This is a genomic window from Rothia terrae (assembly GCF_014705925.2).
Classification (GTDB): domain Bacteria; phylum Actinomycetota; class Actinomycetes; order Actinomycetales; family Micrococcaceae; genus Rothia; species Rothia terrae.
Genome location: NZ_CP061539.1, coordinates 2,119,051 through 2,140,891, shown reverse-complemented (window position 1 = coordinate 2,140,891; position 21,841 = coordinate 2,119,051). Strand labels below are relative to the sequence as shown.

At 52.2% G+C, this 21,841-nt stretch carries 15 protein-coding genes, 1 tRNA gene and 3 rRNA genes; 17 read left to right on the top strand and 2 right to left on the bottom strand.

The window, feature by feature from the left end; all coding sequences use genetic code 11:
* The first annotated feature begins 105 nt into the window (after positions 1-105).
* Both IDM49_RS09775 and IDM49_RS09770 read left to right on the top strand, forming a co-directional pair.
* Complete coding sequence (locus IDM49_RS09775; protein ID WP_168614217.1) at positions 106-1,272, top strand: sensor histidine kinase; 1,167 nt, start codon at positions 106-108, stop codon at positions 1,270-1,272.
* Between the two features lie 69 nt (positions 1,273-1,341).
* Positions 1,342-2,025 carry a response regulator transcription factor gene (locus IDM49_RS09770; protein WP_168614218.1) on the top strand — a complete coding sequence of 228 codons (684 nt, stop codon included), beginning with the start codon at positions 1,342-1,344 and terminating at the stop codon, positions 2,023-2,025.
* A gap of 76 nt (positions 2,026-2,101) precedes the next feature.
* Here IDM49_RS09770 and IDM49_RS09765 read toward each other — a convergent pair whose 3' ends face one another.
* Complete coding sequence (locus IDM49_RS09765; protein ID WP_190724367.1) at positions 2,102-2,722, bottom strand: hypothetical protein; 621 nt, start codon at positions 2,720-2,722, stop codon at positions 2,102-2,104.
* A gap of 319 nt (positions 2,723-3,041) precedes the next feature.
* On the opposite strand from IDM49_RS09765, the gene IDM49_RS09760 reads away from it, so the two are divergent.
* Genes IDM49_RS09760 through ispF form a run of 3 tightly spaced genes read left to right on the top strand, consistent with a single transcriptional unit; the run spans position 3,042 to position 4,800 of the window.
* Positions 3,042-3,527 (top strand): CarD family transcriptional regulator, encoded by a 486-nt coding sequence (locus IDM49_RS09760; RefSeq protein ID WP_168614220.1) that lies wholly within the window; start codon positions 3,042-3,044, stop codon positions 3,525-3,527.
* A 20-nt stretch (positions 3,528-3,547) separates the two neighbouring features.
* The gene (ispD, locus tag IDM49_RS09755) at positions 3,548-4,312 is read left to right on the top strand and encodes a 2-C-methyl-D-erythritol 4-phosphate cytidylyltransferase (protein ID WP_228008080.1); all 765 of its coding nucleotides are present in this window, start codon (positions 3,548-3,550) and stop codon (positions 4,310-4,312) included.
* A gap of 8 nt (positions 4,313-4,320) precedes the next feature.
* Positions 4,321-4,800 carry a 2-C-methyl-D-erythritol 2,4-cyclodiphosphate synthase gene (ispF, locus tag IDM49_RS09750; RefSeq protein WP_168614221.1) on the top strand — a complete coding sequence of 160 codons (480 nt, stop codon included), beginning with the start codon at positions 4,321-4,323 and terminating at the stop codon, positions 4,798-4,800.
* A gap of 72 nt (positions 4,801-4,872) precedes the next feature.
* Here the strand turns inward: ispF and IDM49_RS09745 are convergent, their stop codons facing one another.
* Positions 4,873-5,613: a DUF1206 domain-containing protein gene (locus tag IDM49_RS09745; RefSeq protein WP_190724366.1), complete on the bottom strand. Its 741-nt coding sequence runs from the start codon at positions 5,611-5,613 to the stop codon at positions 4,873-4,875.
* Positions 5,614-5,839: 226 nt separating this feature from the next.
* Between IDM49_RS09745 and cysS the strand changes: the two genes are divergently transcribed.
* The 12 genes from cysS to IDM49_RS09685 all read left to right on the top strand — a co-directional run bounded on the left by cysS (position 5,840) and on the right by IDM49_RS09685 (position 21,667).
* On the top strand, positions 5,840-7,258 hold the full coding sequence (gene cysS / locus IDM49_RS09740; RefSeq protein ID WP_168614223.1) for a cysteine--tRNA ligase: 1,419 nt from the start codon (positions 5,840-5,842) through the stop codon (positions 7,256-7,258).
* A gap of 62 nt (positions 7,259-7,320) precedes the next feature.
* Complete coding sequence (gene rlmB, locus IDM49_RS09735) at positions 7,321-8,307, top strand: 23S rRNA (guanosine(2251)-2'-O)-methyltransferase RlmB (protein WP_190724365.1); 987 nt, start codon at positions 7,321-7,323, stop codon at positions 8,305-8,307.
* Positions 8,308-9,112: 805 nt separating this feature from the next.
* Positions 9,113-10,642 (top strand): 16S ribosomal RNA (locus IDM49_RS09730).
* A gap of 360 nt (positions 10,643-11,002) precedes the next feature.
* Positions 11,003-14,099 (top strand): 23S ribosomal RNA (locus IDM49_RS09725).
* A gap of 110 nt (positions 14,100-14,209) precedes the next feature.
* Positions 14,210-14,326: ribosomal RNA gene (gene rrf, locus IDM49_RS09720) — 5S ribosomal RNA — on the top strand.
* The 16S, 23S and 5S rRNA genes sit together here, the layout of an rRNA operon.
* A gap of 296 nt (positions 14,327-14,622) precedes the next feature.
* Positions 14,623-15,489 (top strand): DsbA family protein, encoded by an 867-nt coding sequence (locus IDM49_RS09715; RefSeq protein WP_190724364.1) that lies wholly within the window; start codon positions 14,623-14,625, stop codon positions 15,487-15,489.
* A gap of 90 nt (positions 15,490-15,579) precedes the next feature.
* Positions 15,580-16,581, top strand: a complete 1,002-nt coding sequence (locus tag IDM49_RS09710; protein WP_190724363.1) for a nucleoside hydrolase — start codon at positions 15,580-15,582, stop codon at positions 16,579-16,581.
* Between the two features lie 21 nt (positions 16,582-16,602).
* The gene (locus tag IDM49_RS09705) at positions 16,603-17,406 is read left to right on the top strand and encodes an ECF transporter S component (RefSeq protein WP_190724362.1); all 804 of its coding nucleotides are present in this window, start codon (positions 16,603-16,605) and stop codon (positions 17,404-17,406) included.
* Positions 17,403-18,158 carry an energy-coupling factor transporter transmembrane component T family protein gene (locus tag IDM49_RS09700; protein WP_190724361.1) on the top strand — a complete coding sequence of 252 codons (756 nt, stop codon included), beginning with the start codon at positions 17,403-17,405 and terminating at the stop codon, positions 18,156-18,158. Before IDM49_RS09705 ends, IDM49_RS09700 begins: the two co-directional genes overlap by 4 nt.
* The gene (locus tag IDM49_RS09695; protein ID WP_190724360.1) at positions 18,155-19,312 is read left to right on the top strand and encodes an ATP-binding cassette domain-containing protein; all 1,158 of its coding nucleotides are present in this window, start codon (positions 18,155-18,157) and stop codon (positions 19,310-19,312) included. The genes IDM49_RS09700 and IDM49_RS09695 overlap by 4 nt, the downstream gene beginning before the upstream one ends.
* A 69-nt stretch (positions 19,313-19,381) precedes the next feature.
* Positions 19,382-19,455: transfer RNA gene (locus tag IDM49_RS09690), tRNA-Thr, on the top strand.
* 106 nt (positions 19,456-19,561) lie between these two features.
* Positions 19,562-21,667 (top strand): acyltransferase family protein, encoded by a 2,106-nt coding sequence (locus IDM49_RS09685; RefSeq protein ID WP_190724359.1) that lies wholly within the window; start codon positions 19,562-19,564, stop codon positions 21,665-21,667.
* Positions 21,668-21,841: the final 174 nt, after the last annotated feature.

Genomic DNA, 21,841 nt, shown 5'->3' with positions numbered 1-21,841 from the left:
GTTCGTGTAAACAGCAAGATGTATCGAGGTGAACGTTAGCTGAACCGTTACTAAAAGCCTGAGGTTTTATTGGGATTTCAGGTCGTCTGTGCATAAGCTAAAGGGGTGAATCCAACCCTACTTGCAATTATTTCTGGTGTTATCGGGTTGGCTCTGGGATTTGTCAGCCTGTGGGCAGTGCGTAAAAGTGACCGTGAGCGAGCGGGCTGGGCAGATGTCGAGGAGCCAACTCTCTCTGACGGTGCCGCTGAAGTTCTGGCTGTTATTGGCAGAGCCTATGTTGTGGTGGACGCCGTCGATGGCGTTGTGCAGGCGTCGCCCGGTGCGTACGCTATGGGTTTGGTGCGTGGTCATACAGTGATTTCTGATGATCTCATCAAGATGATTCACACGGTGCGCGCTAAGGGTATTATCCAGGAGCGCGAGATTCACATTACGCGTGGTGGCCCCAGTAAGCGTCATCAATTGGTCGTTGATTTGCGGGTTGCGCCGGTGGGCGATGAGTACATCTTGGTGCTGGCAGATGACCGCACTGAGATCGCACGCGCACAGGCGGTGCGAAGCGACTTTGTGGCGAATGTGTCGCACGAGCTGAAGACCCCCGTGGGTGCGGTGAGCTTGATGAGCGAGGCTATTGAGGCCTCAGCCGATGACCCAGAGGCGGTTGCGCACTTTACGAAGAAGCTCCAAAAAGAAGCTAAACGGTTGAGTGCACTCGTGCAGGACATTATCGAGCTCTCTCGTTTGCAGTCCACCGACGTTGTCCGCCAGTCCCAGTTGGTAGATATCAATAATCTGGTGGCAGAATCCGTTGACCGAAACCGTCTGACGGCTGAAGACAAGTCAATCCAGCTCCAGGTGGGTGGCTCAGCGACGCGTCCTGTATACGGCGACCGCGAGCTGCTGGGAACAGCGGTGCGCAATCTGATTGAAAACGCCATCCGTTACTCACCAGAGAACACTAAAGTCGGTATCGGCATTACCCAGCGTGATGATGCCATCAAGATTTCTATTAAGGATCAAGGTCCCGGTATCCCTGAGGACGAGCAGGACCGCATCTTTGAAAGGTTTTACCGCGTTGACCCCGCACGTTCCCGTCAAACAGGTGGAACCGGGCTGGGGCTAAGCATCGTCAAACACGTGGTAGCGCAGCACAGCGGCGAAATTACTTTGTGGTCGGTTCCCGGTGAAGGCTCTACCTTTACCCTCTCTATCCCAGCGGTAGACCGCGTCACAGAACAAGACTTGTTAGAGACCTCCGCTCCTGCTTAGGAATCTCTACGTAGAATAACAACATCAATCCATCGGCAGTTTCTGCTGCCCTGTACATAAAGGACTGTAATGACCAGAATCTTGGTTGTTGAAGACGAAGAATCATTGAGCGAACCGCTTGCATTTATGCTGGGACGCGAAGGGTTCGACGTTCAAGTCGTCGATAACGGTATCGACGCGGTCACCGAGTTTGAGCGTGCTGGTGCGGATCTCGTGCTGTTGGATGTCATGCTTCCTGGGCAGTCCGGTATGGAAGTTTGCAAGCAGATTCGTGCAACTTCCGCGGTGCCTATCATCATGTTGACCGCTAAAGATTCAGAAATTGATAAGGTGCTCGGTCTAGAACTCGGTGCAGACGACTACGTTACTAAGCCGTATTCCGCGCGAGAGCTCATTGCCCGCGTCCGCGCAGTGTTGCGTCGTCGGGGAGCAGAGCCAGAAGAAACCGCTGACTCAGCTATTGAGGGCGGTCCCGTGCGTATGGACATCGAACGTCATATCGTGACGGTGAATGGCGAAACCGTTCCTATGCCGCTCAAAGAGTTCGAGCTACTTGAGATGCTTCTTCGTAATACCGGACGCGTGCTCACCCGCTCGCAGCTCATTGACCGAGTGTGGGGTTCTGATTACGTAGGTGACACCAAGACGCTTGACGTTCATATCAAGCGTTTGCGCTCAAAGGTCGAGCCAGACCCCTCAAGCCCGCGCTATGTTGTAACGGTGCGCGGCCTCGGGTACAAGTTCGAGGCATAAGCTTTAGCAAAGAATTTCAGTAGATACACGAATGCGCCGGGTAACATACCCGGCGCATTCGTTATTTCAAACTATGCTAGTTCGTTGATGATGCTGAAGGAGTAGCGGTTGAAGCCGGTGAAGTAGCCGGTGCCATTGACTGATCAGCGGTGGTGTTTTCTTCTGCCTCGAAGTCAGCGGCTGCTGATTCCGATGCTGAAGAAGAGGACGCTGCGTTAGGCAGGTAGGGTGCGTATTCTTCCAGTGAGCCGTCGAGAACGGGAAGGTTGAACGCTTCTTCGGTCTGACCGATGGTAGCTACAGATTCAATGAGCTCGCCGGGCTGCTGTGAAACGGTGTTCACAATAACCTGGTTCGCATTGTCTTCGAGCTTGATGTGCTTACCTGCGGGAACCTTGATAGAGAAGTTCTGGTCGCCAGCCTTGAAATTCACAGTCTGGTCTGTCTCACCCAGGTTGTATACAGTACCCAGAACGCGTCCGGGCTGGCCTTTGCCCTCAGAAATAACCATGATGTTGCGAACGTCCACGCGCTGACCCTTGGGCCACATGGTGAATGAGACACCGTCGCTTGCATCGTAAATCAAGGTGGTGGGCTGGGTGTAGATGTAACCACAGCCGGTGGTTGCGAGTAGGGCAGCTGCGAGAGCTACGGTTGCGCTCGCACGCTTTGCGGTCTTCGAAGCAGCGTTCTTCACGGCTCGTACTCCTTGCAAGGTGGTGTGAAGCAAAAGTCTTGACGGCGCAGTGTTTTCCTTAGAGAAGGTAAAACGAGTGTGTGCTTTAGCGCTGACAAGACAAATGATGTGTACGTTTTCTTCTAAAGTCTACCGGTTTATCGACGAAACGTCTTTATGCGCGCTCTAAATTTCATGTGTTTGACGCGGGAAATAAGTGGGCGAATTCGGCCTATCGAGTAGGTAGCGATATTGTGAGTAGCTATTCTCTGCGAGAAACCTATATACAGCCTTAAAAATCTCCGTGCTAGAATGGATAGGCTGAAAGGGGTTTATCCATATGCTTTTTGAGGTTGGCGAAACAGTCGTATACCCTCACCACGGTGCTGCAACTATTGAAGAAATTAAGATGCGCACGATCCGAGGCGAAGAAAAAATGTACCTGAAACTCAAGGTTGCACAGGGCGATCTTGTGATTGAGGTACCCGCTGAGAATGTGGACATGGTCGGTATGCGCGACGTTGTCGACGAAGTTGGTTTGCAAGAAGTAATCGATGTTCTGCAGGCTACCGACACCGAAGAAGCCGCCAACTGGTCGCGTCGTTACAAGGCGAACGTTGAAAAGCTTGCATCCGGCGATGTTTTGAAGGTCGCTGAGGTTGTTCGTGATTTGTGGCGTCGTGAAAATGACCGCGGGCTTTCTGCGGGTGAAAAGCGCATGCTGGCGAAAGCACGTCAGATTCTTTCATCTGAGGTTGCTTTGGCAAAGGATATTGACGAAGAAGCTGCTGAAGCTGAACTCGATAAGATTCTCGAGAACGTCTAAATCCGGTAAGCTCACTTGATGTGAGTGAATCAAAGTTTTTGAATGATACGGCGAAGACCGCTTCTGATACTGAAGCGGTCTTCGCCGTTATTGTTGTGGCGGCAGGTTCTGGGTCGAGGCTTGGACGCGGTATTCCCAAAGCTGCTGTCGAGGTCGCGGGCAAGACGCTGTTGCAGTGGGCTCTTGAGGGCGTTATTGCTGCGGGCATCGCATCTCGAGTGGTTGTGACGGTTCCCGCAGGCGATACAGTGCTTCGACAGGTCTGTGAGCGGTTTGGCGCGCTGGCAGTTGAGGGCGGTGCTACTCGTTCAGAGTCAGTGACGGCAGCCCTGTCAGTGCTAAACGAAGCTCCTCTTCAAACCGGGTTCTCTGAGTCTCCTGCCACGAGCGTCCTTGTACACGATGCTGCCCGTTGTTTTGCTCCGGTGAGTTCGTTCAAGAACGTGGCAGAAGCATTGGTAGCGGGGGAAAAGGCTGTTATTCCTGTGGTTCCCGTGGTTGACACCATTAAGAGCGTGGATGTGAAACAGGTCGTGACGGGAACACCTGCTCGATCAGAGCTCCGCGCTGTTCAGACACCTCAAGGGTTTGACCTTGCGACCTTGCTCGATGCCTATTCTGATTTATCTAGTTTGTCGCCTGAAGAAGCAGAAACTGTCACTGATGATGCGATGCTGATTGAAACGTTAGGTATGCGGGTTTTGACCGTTGCCGGTCATGCGGATGCCTTCAAAGTTACTACTCCGCTTGATTTGGTTTTGGCGCAAGCACTTTACGAACACTAAGGATAACCATGAATTTACCGCTTGTTGGCACGGGAACAGACGTGCACGCTTTTGATACCGATGAATCTACACCGCTGTGGGTCGCAGGTTTAGAATGGCCCGGTTACGTTGGTCTTTCGGGGCATTCTGATGGTGATGTTGTGGCGCATGCCGCTGCTGATGCTCTGTTTTCTGCAACTGGTACCGGCGATCTTGGATCTAACTTCGGTGTCGATCGCCCCGATATGGCGGGTGCCTCTGGTGTTCGCATCCTTTCGGAAGCTGTAGAGATTATCCGTAGTCGCGGGTACGAGGTCGGTAATATCGCTGTTCAGCTCATTGGTAATAAGCCTAAGTTTTCGTCGCGACGAGAAGAAGCTAACAGTGTTTTGAGCAAAGCGGCGGGAGCGCCGGTTACGGTGACCGCTACTACCACTGATGGACTGGGGCTGACAGGACGCGGTGAGGGCGTAGCCGCGATTGCAACGGCTTTGGTGTATAAGAGGTAGGTACAAAAGATAAGGCGGGGAACTCGTAGGTGAGTTCCCCGCCTTTGTGCCCGCTGTGTGTCTAAAAAGTTGTTAAACCTCGTTGGTGTATTTTGCTCGTGCGATAGAGTAAATACCGTAGAGAATAAAGCCTAGTGCGGTGAAGATGAGCAGAACGACCCCGACGGGCTGAGAACCGATGGTGCGAAGCGCGGCGTCCATACCCGATGCTTTTGAAGGGTCGCTGGTCAGGGTAGCCCAGATGACCATGATGCCCAAGACCGCAAAGGCGATACCTCGCGCGATGTAGCCAACCATGCATGAGATGGTAATAGCTGAGCCGACGTTACCTCCCTGAGCACCCGCTTCCAAGTCTTTTTTAAAGCGTTTGGTAGCACCCTTGAAAATACCGTAGGCACCTACGCCGATAATGATCAGACCTGCTAATGCGATCAGAATCTTGCCGCCGGGCATTTCAAGCACAGTAGAGGTAATTGATGATGCTTTCTTGCCGTCTGAGCTTGAGCCGCCACGAGCAAAGGTGAGGGTAGAGAATGAAAGAGCTAAAAAGACAACGCCCACGATTGCGCTTTTTGCCTTGTCTTTAGCTTCGGGAGTTACGAACGCTTCAGCGATGCGCCATAGTCCCAGCCCAACCAGGCCCACCGTCATGATCCACAGCAGAATCTGTCCGCCGGGAGTGGCGGTGATCTGCGCCATTGCTCCGGAATTTGAGGCTTCGCCGCCACCTGATCCTGTTGCAATGCGAAAGGCTATCCAACCAATCATGATGTGCAGGATGCCCGATACCACAAAGCCGACGCGCGCTGCCATGATGAGCGCGGGGTGATTCGCGGCTTTGGACGCGTTGTTGCGAGTTGCGTTCCTTTACTTTTTGTCCCTGTGTGTTGACCATAGACCTATTGTGCACGGGTAAGGATATCTATGCCGCCCATCTTCCGGTAAAACTTCTGGTTTTCTTTGTGGATTCGCCCACCCATCACCGATGTTGTTCTCGTGAAAATGCACAACACGCTTTATCTTGCGTAAACTTGGTGCTGTGACTTTACGTTTTTATGACACTCGAGAAGCATCTGTCCGCGACTTTACGCCGGTACACCCCGGCGAGGCACGCCTGTATTACTGTGGCGCAACCGTTCAGGGCGCCCCGCATATCGGGCATGTGCGTTCAGCTTTGGTTTTTGATCAGCTTTCGCGCTGGTTGACGTACCGCGGGTTCAAGGTGACGACTGTCCGAAACGTAACCGATATTGACGATAAAATTCTGGCTAATTCCTCTTTGTCTTTTGATGAAGGCTATGAGGGAGAGTTTGAGCGTGAAGAGTGGTGGGCTTTGGCTTACCGTTTTGAGAAGGTTTTTGCGCAGGCTTATTCAGCGCTCGCTATTGACCCTCCGACGTATGAGCCTCGCGCAACCGGTCATATTCCTGAGATGTTTGCTCTTATTCAGCGTCTTATTGACCGCGGTCATGCGTACCCTGCTTTGGATGACTCTGGTGATGTCTATTTCGATGTGCGTTCCTGGCAGGAATACGGTGCTCTAACGCATCAGAGTGTTGAAGATATGCAGGACGCTCCCGACGCGGACCCTCGTGGTAAGCGAGACCCTCGCGACTTTGCCTTGTGGAAGGGGTACAAGGTCGGCGAGCCTTTTACCGCGTCGTGGGATTCTCCGTGGGGACGCGGTCGCCCCGGCTGGCATCTGGAGTGCTCAGCTATGGCGGGTAAATACCTGGGTGAGACTTTCGATATTCACGGTGGCGGTTTGGATTTGCGTTTCCCTCACCATGAGAACGAAATGGCGCAGTCAACTGCAGCTGGCTATGGTTTTGCGAACTTCTGGTTGCATAACGGTCTGGTGACTTTTGAGGGCGAGAAGATGTCGAAGTCCATCGGCAATACAGTGTCACCGGCACAGATGTTGGAGCAGGCGCGTCCATTAGCAGTGCGTTATTACTTGGGTCAGGCGCATTACCGCTCTGTGTTGGATTACAGCCCCACTTCTTTGGCTGAGGCTACCAAGTCCGTTGAGCGTATCGAGGCTTTTGTTGCTGCCACTGCTGAGTTCCATACCGAGGATGCGCAGGTTCCAGATGCCTTTGCTCAGGCAATGGATGATGACCTCAACATTCCTCAGGCATTAGCAGTGCTTCATGAAAGTGTTCGGGCCGGTAATTCTGCCTTGAATAAGGGTGAGGACGTATCAGCTATTGCTGCTCAGGTCTACGCCATGGTTCGTGTGCTGGGTCTGTTGCCGTTGATGTCTGTCAGTGGGGCTGGCGCATCGAATGCTGAACATACAGCGTTGGATTCTTTGGTTCAGTCTTTGATCGAGGCTCGTGCAACTGCTCGTGCAGAAAAGGATTGGGCTCGCGCAGATGAGATTCGCGATTCATTGGCTGCCGCTGGAATCACCGTGAAGGACAGCGCCAACGGTTCTACGTGGTCTGTTGCGTAGAATCTAAGTAAAAGGTTTTTGAGTGTGCAGAGTGTTCTGCACTGTGTAAAGAAGGTTTGAAGATGGCTAAAGCTGGTAAGCGTCCTGGCGCTACTACTAAGAAGAAGGGCCCTTCTAAGGGCACCGGTGGTCACGGTCGTAAGGCACTTGAAGGTAAGGGTCCTACTCCTAAGGCTGAGGACCGCGTCTACCATAAGGCATATAAGATGAAGCGCGCCGCTGAGCGTCGTGCTGCTACGGGTACCACCGCTACTAAGCGTTCACGCTTGGGTGGTAAGCGCACTTCTGAGGAACTGGTGACCGGCCGCAATTCAGTGCTTGAGGCGTTGCAGACTGATATTCCTGCTAAGCACTTGTTCGTGATGAGCCGTATTGAGGTGGATGACCGCGTCCGCGACATTATGACTGAGGCGAATAAGAACGGCCTGCCGATGCTTGAGATTTCTCGTAGCGAGCTGGACCGTTTGACTGAAGGTGCAGTGCACCAGGGTGTTGCCTTGCAGGTTCCTCCTTATAAATACTCGGATGCGGGCAACTTGGTTCTTGATGTCATGGATCGCTGGCATGATGGCAAGATGCAGACTCCTCCTTTGTTTGTTGCGTTGGATGGCATTACTGATCCTCGTAACCTGGGCGCGATTATTCGTAGCGTGTCAGCGTTCAGTGGTGATGGCGTGATTATTCCTGAGCGTCGTTCAGCTGCTGTGACTGCTTCAGCATGGAAGACTTCTTCGGGTGCTGCTGCTCGTATTCCTGTTGCAAAGGCTACTAACCTGACTCGAGTTATTCAGCAGGCTAAGGATGCTGGCATCTTTGTGGTCGGTCTTGATGGTGGGGGAGATATTGATCTTCCTCAGATGGAGCTTGCATCAGAACCGTTGATGGTTGTTGTTGGTTCTGAGGGTAAGGGTCTTTCTCGATTGGTAACTGAGAACTGCGATCAGATTGTTTCTATTCCGATTGACTCTGCAATGGAGTCGTTGAATGCGTCGATGGCTGTGGGTATCACCTTGTACGAGGTATCCCGTCGCCGCGCAGCGAAAAAGTAAATATGAAGACGAGAGTTCGGTGGACGCCTGATAAAGGGTCGCGCTGAGCTCTCGTTTTGTTTTCTGAGCCTGTAGAGACTGCACAGAAGGCAATGAGGACGCTAAAAGTGACTCAGATTAGTGTTGCGGAGCACTAAAACGGCTATTTGGTTAGGCTAAACAACTGTTTTCAAAGTTTTTCAAAAAACTTTTTTAGAGTTAATCTTGCTCTGACTAGGTATTTTGATATAATTACAAACTTGTAAGTAATGCAGACCACCGCATTTCAAGTTGCGGAGGGGTTTTGGTATGCGTATAGTTGTATGAGTCGTCGCGGCGAGGGAGTGAGTAAAGCTCCTAGTCAGACGGTGGTTTTGAGAAGTTTATAGGGTTGTTGTTGCTGGTTTGTGACGGCGTGTTGGTCCTGTTGTGGTTGATGTGTTGGTAGCAAACAGTGTGGTGCGGATCATATGGATTCGGGTTGCATGGCGGTGATGATCCTGGTAAGCTAGACGAGTTGCCTGCGAGAGCGGGTGACATGATAACAGAATTGACTGCTCAACACGAGCAAGACTCACCGAGCGTGGGGTTGTGGTTGTTGAGGTGGTTTGTTGCTTGAGAACTCAATAGTGTGCTTTGTTTATAAAGAACTTTATGTGATACCAAATTATTTATTTATATTTTGATAACTTTGGTTTTCATAATTGACAGCTATGATCATCGCTCTTTGTCTCACCATTAAGCACGGTGAGTGCGCCCGCCTCGTGGGTGTAAGTGATGGTTTGTTTTATTTTGAGCTATAACAGTTATCATTCTTTTTTGTTTTTCAACGGAGAGTTTGATTCTGGCTCAGGACGAACGCTGGCGGCGTGCTTAACACATGCAAGTCGAACGATGAAGACCGGTGCTTGCACTGGTTGGATTAGTGGCGAACGGGTGAGTAATACGTGAGTAACCTGCCTTTGACTCTGGGATAAGCCTTGGAAACGAGGTCTAATACCGGATATGACACAGTTTCGCATGAAATCTGTGTGGAAAGGGTTTGTACTGGTTTTAGATGGGCTCACGGCCTATCAGCTTGTTGGTGAGGTAATGGCTCACCAAGGCGACGACGGGTAGCCGGCCTGAGAGGGTGACCGGCCACACTGGGACTGAGACACGGCCCAGACTCCTACGGGAGGCAGCAGTGGGGAATATTGCACAATGGGCGCAAGCCTGATGCAGCGACGCCGCGTGAGGGATGACGGCCTTCGGGTTGTAAACCTCTTTCAGCAGGGGAGAAGCGAAAGTGACGGTACCTGCAGAAGAAGCGCCGGCTAACTACGTGCCAGCAGCCGCGGTAATACGTAGGGCGCGAGCGTTGTCCGGAATTATTGGGCGTAAAGAGCTTGTAGGCGGTTTGTCGCGTCTGCTGTGAAAGCCCGGGGCTTAACTCCGGGTTTGCAGTGGGTACGGGCTAACTAGAGTGCAGTAGGGGAGACTGGAATTCCTGGTGTAGCGGTGGAATGCGCAGATATCAGGAGGAACACCGATGGCGAAGGCAGGTCTCTGGGCTGTAACTGACGCTGAGAAGCGAAAGCATGGGGAGCGAACAGGATTAGATACCCTGGTAGTCCATGCCGTAAACGTTGGGCACTAGGTGTGGGGGACATTCCACGTTTTCCGCGCCGTAGCTAACGCATTAAGTGCCCCGCCTGGGGAGTACGGCCGCAAGGCTAAAACTCAAAGAAATTGACGGGGGCCCGCACAAGCGGCGGAGCATGCGGATTAATTCGATGCAACGCGAAGAACCTTACCAAGGCTTGACATATACTGGACACCCCTAGAGATAGGGTTTCCCTTCGGGGCTGGTATACAGGTGGTGCATGGTTGTCGTCAGCTCGTGTCGTGAGATGTTGGGTTAAGTCCCGCAACGAGCGCAACCCTCGTTCTATGTTGCCAGCACGTGATGGTGGGGACTCATAGGAGACTGCCGGGGTCAACTCGGAGGAAGGTGGGGATGACGTCAAATCATCATGCCCCTTATGTCTTGGGCTTCACGCATGCTACAATGGCCGGTACAAAGGGTTGCGATACTGTGAGGTTGAGCTAATCCCAAAAAGCCGGTCTCAGTTCGGATTGGGGTCTGCAACTCGACCCCATGAAGTCGGAGTCGCTAGTAATCGCAGATCAGCAACGCTGCGGTGAATACGTTCCCGGGCCTTGTACACACCGCCCGTCAAGTCACGAAAGTTGGTAACACCCGAAGCCGATGGCCTAACCTTTTTGGAGGGAGTCGTCGAAGGTGGGACTGGCGATTGGGACTAAGTCGTAACAAGGTAGCCGTACCGGAAGGTGCGGCTGGATCACCTCCTTTCTAAGGAGCACAACATTTTGGTTGGCCTAGTTTGTTCACGAGTGTTGGACATTGGGTTTGCTCATGGGTGGAATATTGCATTTAGTTTTTTGGCGTCGCGTTGTGGTGGCGTAGCGGAGCATACTGTTGGGTTTTGGGGTAGCAAATCGTTTGGTTTGTTTATCCTGTTGTTTGCCTGGCGCGTGATGATGAATGATCGTTGGTGGTTGTTTTGAGTTGTGTGTGTGGGTTGTTGTTTGAGAACTGTATAGTGGACGCGAGCATCTTCTGGAAACTGTGAGCGAATGATTTTTATTGTTTGTTTGGTGTTTTCATGATTTTGTAACAACTTAGATTTTATTCTTTGATTATTTGTGTGTTTTGTAAGTCATTAAGGGCACACGGTGGATGCCTTGGCATCAGGAGCCGATGAAGGACGTGTGAATCTGCGATAAGCCTCGGGGAGTCGATAACAGGACGTTGATTCGAGGATTTCCGAATGGGGAAACCTGGCTAGTAGTGATATTAGTTACCACCAGTTGAATGTATAGGCTGGTTGGGGGGAACGCGGGGAAGTGAAACATCTCAGTACCTGCTGGAAGAGAAAATAAAGTAATGATTCTGTGAGTAGTGGCGAGCGAAAGCGGATGAGACTAAACCTGTGGTGTGTGATAGCGGTTAGGCGTTGCATCATGGGGGTTGTGGGAGTTACCGTTGCAGTTCTAACTGGCTGCTGTTGTGATGTTGTGTTGGATAGGGGAACGTCTTGGGATGGACGGCCGGAGAGGGTGAGAGTCCCGTACCTGAAATTTGGCACGCCGCATGTGTGACCACCCGAGTAGCACGGAGCTCGTGGAATTTCGTGTGAATCTGCCAGGACCACCTGGTAAGTCTAAATACTTCCTGATGACCGATAGCGGATCAGTACCGTGAGGGAATGGTGAAAAGTACCCCGGGAGGGGAGTGAAATAGTACCTGAAACCGTGTGCTTACAAGCCGTTGGAGCCTTTTGGGGTGACAGCGTGCCTTTTGAAGAATGAGCCTGCGAGTTAGTGTTCTGTCGCGAGGTTAACCCGTGTGGGGTAGCCGTAGCGAAAGCGAGTCTGAATAGGGCGTTTGAGTGGCAGGATCTAGACCCGAAGCGGAGTGATCTATCCATGGCCAGGTTGAAGCTACGGTAAGACGTGGTGGAGGACCGAACCCACTTCAGTTGAAAATGGAGGGGATGAGCTGTGGATAGGGGTGAAAGGCCAATCAAACTCTGTGATAGCTGGTTCTCCCCGAAATGCATTTAGGTGCAGCGTTACATGTTTCTTGCCGGAGGTAGAGCTACTGGATGGCCGATGGGCCCCACAGGGTTACTGACGTCAGCCAAACTCCGAATGCCGGTAAGTGAGAGTGTAGCAGTGAGACAGTGGGGGATAAGCTTCATTGTCGAGAGGGAAACAGCCCAGACCATCAACTAAGGTCCCTAAGCGTGTGCTAAGTGGGAAAGGATGTGGAGTTGCTTAGACAACCAGGAGGTTGGCTTAGAAGCAGCCATCCTTGAAAGAGTGCGTAATAGCTCACTGGTCAAGTGATTCTGCGCCGATAATGTAGCGGGGCTCAAGTACACCACCGAAGTTATGGCAATGTACGTTTTGTATGTTGGGTAGGGGAGCGTCGTGTATCCGGTGAAGCTGCGGTGTAAACCAGTGGTGGAGGGTATGCGAGTGAGAATGCAGGCATGAGTAGCGAATCACGGGTGAGAAACCCGTGCGCCGGATGATCAAGGGTTCCAGGGTCAAGCTAATCTGCCCTGGGTTAGTCGGGGCCTAAGGCGAGGCCGACAGGCGTAGTCGATGGATAACGGGTTGATATTCCCGTACCGACGAAGAACCGTCCATACCAAGACTTTGATGCTAACCATGCGAAGCGGTTTGTAACCTCTTGTTTTTCAAGGGGAGCTTATCGTGGGTTGTGGGACCCGATTTGTGGCGGTAAGCGTATTAACAGGTGTGACGCAGGAAGGTAGCCAAGCCACGCGATGGTTGTCGTGGTCTAAGCATGTAGGGTATCGGTTTGTTAAATGCGGCCGTGTTTGCCTGAGATGTGATGGGACCCCGTTTGTGGGGGATTTGGTGATCCTATGCTGTCGAGAAAAGCATCGGCGTGAGGTTCTAGTTGCCCGTACCCTAAACCGACACAGGTGATCAGGTAGAGAATACTAAGGCGATCGAGAGAATCATGGTTAAGGAACTCGGCAAAATGCCCCCGTAACTTCGGGAGAAGGGGGACCTTGAGCGTGAAGGGCACTTGCTGCTTGGAGCGTGTATGGGTCGCAGAGACCAGGGGGAAGCGACTGTTTATCAAAAACACAGGTCCGTGCGAAGTCGTAAGACGATGTATACGGACTGACTCCTGCCCGGTGCTGGAAGGTTAAGAGGATTGGTTAGCATTTATGTGCGAAGCTGAGAATTTAAGCCCCAGTAAACGGCGGTGGTAACTATAACCATCCTAAGGTAGCGAAATTCCTTGTCGGGTAAGTTCCGACCTGCACGAATGGAGTAACGACTTCCCTACTGTCTCAACCATGAACTCGGCGAAATTGCAGTACGAGTAAAGATGCTCGTTACGCGCAGCAGGACGGAAAGACCCCGTGACCTTTACTATAGTTTGGTATTGGCGTTCGGTGTGGCTTGTGTAGGATAGGTGGGAGATGTTGAAGCGGGCACGCTAGTGTTCGTGGAGTCGTTGTTGAAATACCACTCTGGTCATTCTGGATGTCTAACTTCGGGCCATGATCTGGTTCAGGGACAGTGCCTGATGGGTAGTTTAACTGGGGCGGTTGCCTCCTAAAGAGTAACGGAGGCGCCCAAAGGTTCCCTCAGCCTGGTTGGCAATCAGGTGTTGAGTGTAAGTGCACAAGGGAGCTTGACTGTGAGACTGGCAGGTCGAGCAGGGACGAAAGTCGGGACTAGTGATCCGGCGGTACATTGTGGAATGGCCGTCGCTCAACGGATAAAAGGTACCTCGGGGATAACAGGCTGATCTTGCCCAAGAGTCCATATCGACGGCATGGTTTGGCACCTCGATGTCGGCTCGTCGCATCCTGGGGCTGGAGTTGGTCCCAAGGGTTGGGCTGTTCGCCCATTAAAGCGGTACGCGAGCTGGGTTCAGAACGTCGTGAGACAGTTCGGTCCCTATCCGCTGCGTGCGTTGGAAATTTGAGAAAGGCTGTCCTTAGTACGAGAGGACCGGGACGGACGAACCTCTGGTATGTCAGTTGTACCGCCAGGTGCATGGCTGATTGGCTACGTTCGGGAGGGATAACCGCTGAAAGCATCTAAGCGGGAAGCCTGTTTCGAGATGAGATTTCCTGGCAGTGTTGTGCTGTGTGAGACTTCCTATAGATGATGGGGTTGATAGGCCAGGTATGGAAGCGCCGACTGAAGAGGTGTGGAGTTGACTGGTACTAATAGGTCGAAGGCTTACTTTTCAATCATTTTTTGGTGGTTGGTATGAATAGTTGTTTGGTTGTTGTTGCGTCCACTATGCGGTTTTCGGGTAATAATCCCGCTGCCCTGTTGTTTTGGGGTTTGTTAGGTTTTCCGTGGTTATAGCGAGAGGGAAACACCTGGTTCCATCCCGAACCCAGTAGTTAAGGCTCTTTGCGCTGATGGTACTGCACTTTGGAGGGTGTGGGAGAGTAGGTCACCGCGGGTTTTTTATTAATAATGATTGAGCGATTCTTTAGGGAGTCGCTTTTTCGTTTAAAGACTTTATAGTTCCCTAGCCATCAGGCTAGGGAACTATTTTTACATGCACTAAGACCACACAGACACTCGCGTCCACCCTACAAGCTACCCGAACCCTAAACACAAACACTCATCAACAGCTTCTGAGTAAGCTCCAGAGCACCTAAAAGTTTTCAGAGAAAATAAGTCTTATATAGAAGCTACTCTCTCTTTTCCGCTAGTCTTATAGATAGTCACAAGTGCCATAAGAAAGAGATAAGCCTCGTGTCGAAAGACAACAAGACCCCTCAAAAGACTGACCCCCGCGTTGCCGCACGTGCAGTAGCCGCAAAACAGTCTCAACGAAACAATAAGTCTAAAAAGAACCGTCGCTGGATTCAGCTCGCTGTTCTAGCTATCGTCGCTGCCATCGTCGCAATGATCGCATTTGTTGTGATCAATACACGAAGCAACGACATCGCAGACTCAGGTCCGCTACCTTCAAGCTCCAACGACTTCGGCGGCATCGTTCTTACCAATGACGGCATCCAAAAAGACACCGCAACCGTTGACTCAGTAGATATTAACAACTTGCGTAAGTCAGATACCGACCTACCACTTGGTGTAGAGACCGCTGAACAAGCATCCGCAAACGGGCAACCTGTACGCGTAACAATCTTCCAGGACTACAACTGCGTTCACTGTGCAGAGTTCGAACGTGACAACGCTGATGTGCTCAAGAAGCTCATCGACGACGGCAAGATTACTCTTGAAATTCGCAACGTTACTTACCTCGACCAGTCATCACCCACTTTCTACTCAGCTCGCTCAGCAAACGCGGCTTACTCAGTAGCAAACCAGCTCTCAACCGATGACTTCCTCGAATACCAGAAGGAAATCTTCACCCACCAGGGCCAGGGCGGCCTCAACGATGGTGAGATCGAAGATATCGCATCAAGCCACGGCGCTGACATCAAGTCAGATATGAAGGACGGCTCATGGCGTCCGCTGGTCAACGTAGTAACCAGCGAATCATCAACTAACGGTGTTGCAGGCACCCCGACCGTTTACGCGGACGGCCAGCAGTTCAACACTTCACCTGACGCTTTCGAAGACTGGGTTAACCAGATCATCGAAAAGAAGCAGGCATAACTCAATACTTGAGGTAGGGGCAGCTACTCATCGTAAACTTACGATAGTAGCTGCCCTTTTGTATCTCCGCTTTTTGAAAGTAGAACACCCATGGAACACATCAATGTTCTTATAGACTGCGACCCCGGTATCGATGACCTGCTTGCACTTACCTATGCGCTGGCGCATCCTCAAGTTAAAATCAAAGGTCTTGTGGCATCGGGAGGAAACACAACCACAGAACAAGTGGCACGGAATATCCGCGGAATCCTGGAACTCGCCGGGCGACAAGAAATTCCGTGGGAACTGGGCGCCGCGCATCCGCTAGCTCAAGAACTAGAAACCACACCCGAAACGCACGGGCCGAGGGGAGTAGGCTACGCTAAGCTTCCAGACCGCACAACCCCAACTGGAAAATCCCACGGTGAAGGTGCACGGCTATGGATAGATACAGTCAGCCAGCATCCCGGTGAGATGATCGGCATTGTGCTTGGCCCGACAACAAACCTAGCTTTAGCCCTCCAACAAAATCCCAGCATTGTGCAGAAGCTCAAAGCTCTGTACATTATGGGCGGGGCCATCAACCACCGAGGCAACACCATGCCTACCACCGAATGGAACGTCCACTCAGATCCCGAAGCACTGCACAGCGTCCTACGAGCCTACTCGCAACCGGGACTCTCGCATTACCCTGTTCTGTGTCCCCTGGATTGCACAGAATCTATAGTGATGACTCCAGGGCATCGTCAAGCACTCGTAGCAGGCGGAGGCACCGTACTTGAAGCAGTAGACCAGGCACTGGAATTTTATATGCAATTCCACGAAAGCGATGGGCTGGGCTATATTGCGCACGTCCACGATCCATACGTCACCGCTTTAGCAATCAACGATGCCCTGCAAGATATTGGAGATACGGATGCTCACATACTGGGTAGCTCAACGCAGACAGTACTCGACGTTGAACTAGACGGTAAACTAACACGCGGGCAAACTATCGCTGACTGGCTAGGACGCTGGGGTAGAGAACCTAACGGACGCGTCCTTACGTCTACAGAACCAGAAAAGTTTTTCGCCCACTATATTCACACCGTGCGAGCAGCGTACGCTCGCTAACCTTTAGAAAGAAGAGACACTATGGTATCTCGGACTATGTCTGGGCAGAGGCTCGCATCATCAGAGGCGGGTCTCGGTAATCACTCGACCACTTCAGTAAAAGACCGCGTACTCACTATCATCGGCGCACTGCTGATGGTGATAACTTACGTATGGACATTACTGAGCCACCAAGGTCAGCAAGAGGCAACATCCGGCAACATCGCAATGCCGCTAGTGCTTGGCTATTTCATTGGTGCGCTACTTATTATCCTGGGCAACATTAAACGGATTCCTCTTTCGATCATTGCCCTGATTCCTTTTGCGGCTGCTATCAACATTGTGCTCGGACAAATCGTAGGTATCTCTCCGATTCCGCTATATCTTGACACTATTGCAACCGTTCTTATCGGTTACCTTGCCGGCCCTGCCGCGGGTGCTATGACCGGTGCACTAACTAACATTGCGTGGGGCCTTACCATCAATCCCACCACCATTCCTTTTGCTGGCGGTGCAGCCCTCATTGGTTTGTTGGCCGGCTACGCGGCTCGCGCGGGATTCTTTCAGCGCTGGTGGAAAGCTCTTATCGCCGGCGCTTTCGTAGGTGTTATCGCTGGATTCGTGGGAGCCCCTGTTGCAGCATACGTCTACGGTGGCGGTATGGGCGTGGGCACAGGTTCAATCGTTGCAACCCTGCAAGCTACCGGCCAATCGCTTTTCGCGGCAACTACCTTGCAATCAGTTCTTTCAGACACCATTGATAAAGCCGCTGTGTTCCTTATTGTGTGGGTCCTCGGGCGTGGGATTCCCCAGCGCGTGAAAGATCGCTTTAGTACTACACGATGAGAATCGATAGATTTTCGATAAACCCTAAAACCTGGCTAGTTCTGGGCCTCTCTGCTGTTCCGCTGGCTTTGATATCCCTAGACATTGGAGCGCGGGCAGTACTTCTTTTACTGCTGATATGCGTTGTGGCGTGGAGCGGAAAACTCCACGCCTATGGGCGCTATGTTCTACTGGGTGTAGGCCCGGTAGCTGTAACAGCGTTTTGCATTCAAGCTGTGAGCTTTGTTGGTGCACAGACTATTTATGCGCAGTGGACTCCTGCGAGCTTTCTAAATTTTCGTTTGAGCAAAGAGGGCATTCTTTACGGAGCAACTCTCGGCCTGCAGATCCTCAACTTCGGTACCGCCTGCGCTATCGCGTTCTTACCCGTGAGTGCAGGAGAGCTGCGGTGGGCACTTACTGATTGGAAACTGCCCTCCCGGCTCATCTATCTGCTGGTGACCTCAATGAACGCGCCGGTTTTGCTGTCGCGTTATGTGGGGCTGGTGAGGGAGAGCCAGGTTCGGAGAGGGCTGGATGATTCTACCGTGTTTTCACGGAGCAAGCTGGCGCTCACTAGCATCGGTACGCTCATCAATCTCATTCTTTTGGAGCATGAAGACCGTGCTCAGTCGTTAGAACAACGAGGACTCGATAGGCCCGGCGAACGTGTTTTCCTGCGGGCTTACCCGGACACCCAACTGCAACGTGTTCTGCGTTGGATCGTGGGGGCGTGCGGCATCTGTACATGTATATGGGGGATTCTTGCATGAGGCACCGAAAAGTTCTGGTTCTCGGCGAGGGACAGGACGCTCGCGCTGAGTTTTTAGCAGAGCATCCTGAAGCATTGGTTCTGCAAGCTAATCCGTATGCCAACATTAGCGGGCTGGCAGATACCGTCGAGGATGAGATTGCCTACGGCGTTGAGCTCACCGCATCGAATAGAGATGCCATGCGTCAGAGCGTTCACGAGGTGAGTGAAAAATTAGGAATCACATATCTTCTGGGAAAGCACCCGCTGGGGCTTTCTGGCGGTCAGACGCAGTTGGTGGCGCTAGCGAGCATCTTCACGATCAAAAGCACTGCTCTGTTTCTCGAAAATCCCTTAGTCGGGTTGGATGCTAGTGCTCGGCAACGGGCATTAGCGCTGATGGAGCAGTATCGCGGGGAACTTATGTGGAGCAATCCCGCCCGCGTCGGTGAGGATGAACGAGCCCTCGCCACAAGCATCGTTGAAGAAGTCTTTGAGCACGCACCTGCCGACCAGCAAAGCATTAAGTGGCGTCTTGATCCCGCTGCTTTAGTCGCTGAAAATCTTGAGGTACCCGTTCCTTCGGCGCGCTGGAGCAAACGCACCGGTCAAACCTTGCTTTCTGGCGTAACACTTGAGGTGGCGCCGGGGGAAAGCCTGGCACTGACAGGCGCAAACGGTTCTGGTAAAAGCACCCTGCTTAAGACACTGGCAGGAATAGCGAAACCGAAATCAGGACGCGTACGGGTAGGAGAGCAGGACGTAGCACGGACAAAAACCAAGAGACGACCTCAACTCATCAGCTTGGCAACGCAACAACCGAGATACCAGATTCTAACCACCAGCGTGGAACGCGAAATCACTGCAGGGACATCTGACGGAAAGGACTACGGGCACCAGCTACTACAGTCTTTCGACCTTGAAAGTTCTGCAGCAGAGAACCCCTACGACCTCTCTAACTCAGCTCAGCAACTATTGGCAGTCGCGTGCGCACTCGCATCCGCCCCATCTGTTCTGGCCTTAGACGAGCCCAGCGCATCGTTGAGCCCCCAGGATTACCAGACGCTCGTGGGGTTGCTCAACAGCTTTACGCAAGCAGGCGGTGTGCTCGTAGTTGCCTCGCACGATGAAGAGCTCATACGCGATATCAACGCGCGCGTCTTTACCCTCACATAAATCGAGCGTGATACGCACAATAATGCGCAACGCACCAAAAATCTGTATGATGAATGATGCATTGCCCACGCCTCCTTAGCTCAGCTGGCCAGAGCACCTGTCTTGTAAACAGGGGGCCACCGGTTCGAATCCGGTAGGGGGCTCTTTTCATAGTCGAAATCCTGATACTCACACTTTCACCAAAGATGAGTATCAGGGTTTTTGCTTTTTGACCTCAGGTCTAAAACAGTGGAGATACGCAGCAAACATATGAGTACATCACCCAACGTCCCCCCGAAGAAAAAGCCGCTGGGGACCTACCTCGAAACCCGCGGCTTCCGCCCCGAAGTCCAAGGCCTACGCGCCCTGGCGGTACTCCTGGTCGTGATGTACCACGTCTGGTTCGGCAAAGTCTCCGGCGGCGTCGACGTCTTCCTACTCGTCTCAGCTTTCCTCCTGTCCCTATCTAACCTGCGCAAAATCAACGAACACAAACCACTGAACCTGATCAAGTACTGGTTGCATGTGTTCCAGCGTCTGATGCCCACCGCCGGTGTGGTTCTACTGTTGACACTTTTGGCGAGCTATTTCATCATGCCAGCCTCACGTTTTGCTGCTATGGTTGCTGATGCTAAAGCGTCCTTGCTCTACTACCAGAACTGGCATTTGGCGTTTAGTGCGGTGGATTATTATCAGCAAAACGCGACACTGAAGACTCCGTTTCAGCATTTTTGGTCGCTGTCGATGCAGGGGCAGATTTTCTTCCTTTGGCCTATTCTTTTTGCCATTGTGGCTTTGTTGGTGCGTAAGTTCCGTTTTAACTTGATGGGTTCTGCCCTGATGGTTTTTGGTACGGTCTTTGTTGCCTCACTGACGTGGTCGGTTATTTCGACTCAGACTCAGCAGGCTTTTGCGTATTTTGATACTCGTGCTCGTTTGTGGGAGTTTGCTGCTGGTACCTTGATTGCGATGGGGTCGATGTTGTGGAAGGCTCCTCGTGTTTTGCGTATTGTGATGGGCTGGGTTGGTGTTGTTGGTTTGGTTTCTGCTGGTATGGTTTTGCCGGTGGAGACTGGTTTTCCGGGGTATTTGGCGTTGTGGCCGATTGTTTCGGGTGCTTTGGTGATGTTGGCCGGCAATACTGAGTCGCGTTTTGGTGTGGATCGTATTTTGATGTCTCGTCCGTTGTTGTGGGTGGGTGAGTCTGCGTATGCGCTGTATTTGGTGCATTGGCCGTTGTTGATTTTGTATATGGTGTTTACGAATAAGCCGCATGCTGGTGTGGTTGATGGTGCGTTGATTATTGGTGTGGCTGTTGGTTTGGCGTGGGTGTTGCATCGGTTTGTGGAGCAACCACTACGCGGTAGCCGCGACTCCAAGGCACGTAAAAAGGGTGCGTCATCCCGCCGCTCACGTTTTGCCACCAACAATCCCTGGGTGCGCCCCATTGCAACCGTGCTTGCCTGCCTGGCTCTCATTGGTGGGCCAATCGCTGCTGCTCAAGCATACGTCACCAACCGTGACGCGCGCATGGAACAGCTAGCAGAGACCGGTGCGGGTACCGCTGATTTCCCCGGTGCTTTAGCCCTTGAAGGTCAAGGCTCATCGAGCTATAAGTACCCTCCGATTCCGGCAGCTGATCCGCTGAGCCAGTACGCTGACTTCAACGAGCAGTGCACGGACTTCTTGGCGTCCTCCGACCCGCAGCTTCAAGCCGGATGCGAGCAGTCAGTCAATGGACCGGAAGATGCGCCGCTGACCGCTGTTGTAGGTGCTTCACACACCGGTCAGTCACTTGCAATGATTGGCAAAATCGCTGAAGACGCCGGTAGCAACGTCGTCGATTACCACCTGGGCGGTTGCCGGTTCCCTGATGAGCCCAATGCCGATGAGGAATGCGCTTACCTCAACTCGCACGTCGTTGATGAGATCCTCTCTAAACAGCCAGATAACGTGCTGCTGATGACTACGGTGACTGACCCGGCAAGCAACAATGAAACTGTTCCTGAGGGAATGGACGCTGCTATCCGTCAGTTCACGGACGCCGGTATTAACGTGATAGCTCTGCGCGATAACCCGCGTTCAACCCAGAACATGTACGACTGTGCACAGCTCAATGAGCGCAACCCGCAGGAGTGCTCGAGTCGTGTAGAAGACAAGATGGCGGCTGTTAATCCTTCACAGGAAATCATTGACAGCAACCCCCGAGTTTTCGGCGTTGACTTGACCGATTACTACTGCCCGGACGGTCAGTGTCAGGCGCTGATTGGCAATATCTACATGTACTTGGATGACAACCATATTTCTAAGTCATATGGAAAAACCTTGGCTCCGATGATGCGTCAGCAGCTAGAAGAGCAGGGGCTTGTCCTCTAAGTTGAAGGCGGTGTGTGCCTAAAAGCGCACTGCGATTCACGGAAGTACAAAATAATTGCGTGATAAAGTAACCACGCAGGATAGAGAACGTTTGAGCACTGCAACGTATAGACGTTAAGCGCACAAGTTTTCTACACCACTAAGAATCCTGGTATGCCCATCTTTTGAGCTGGC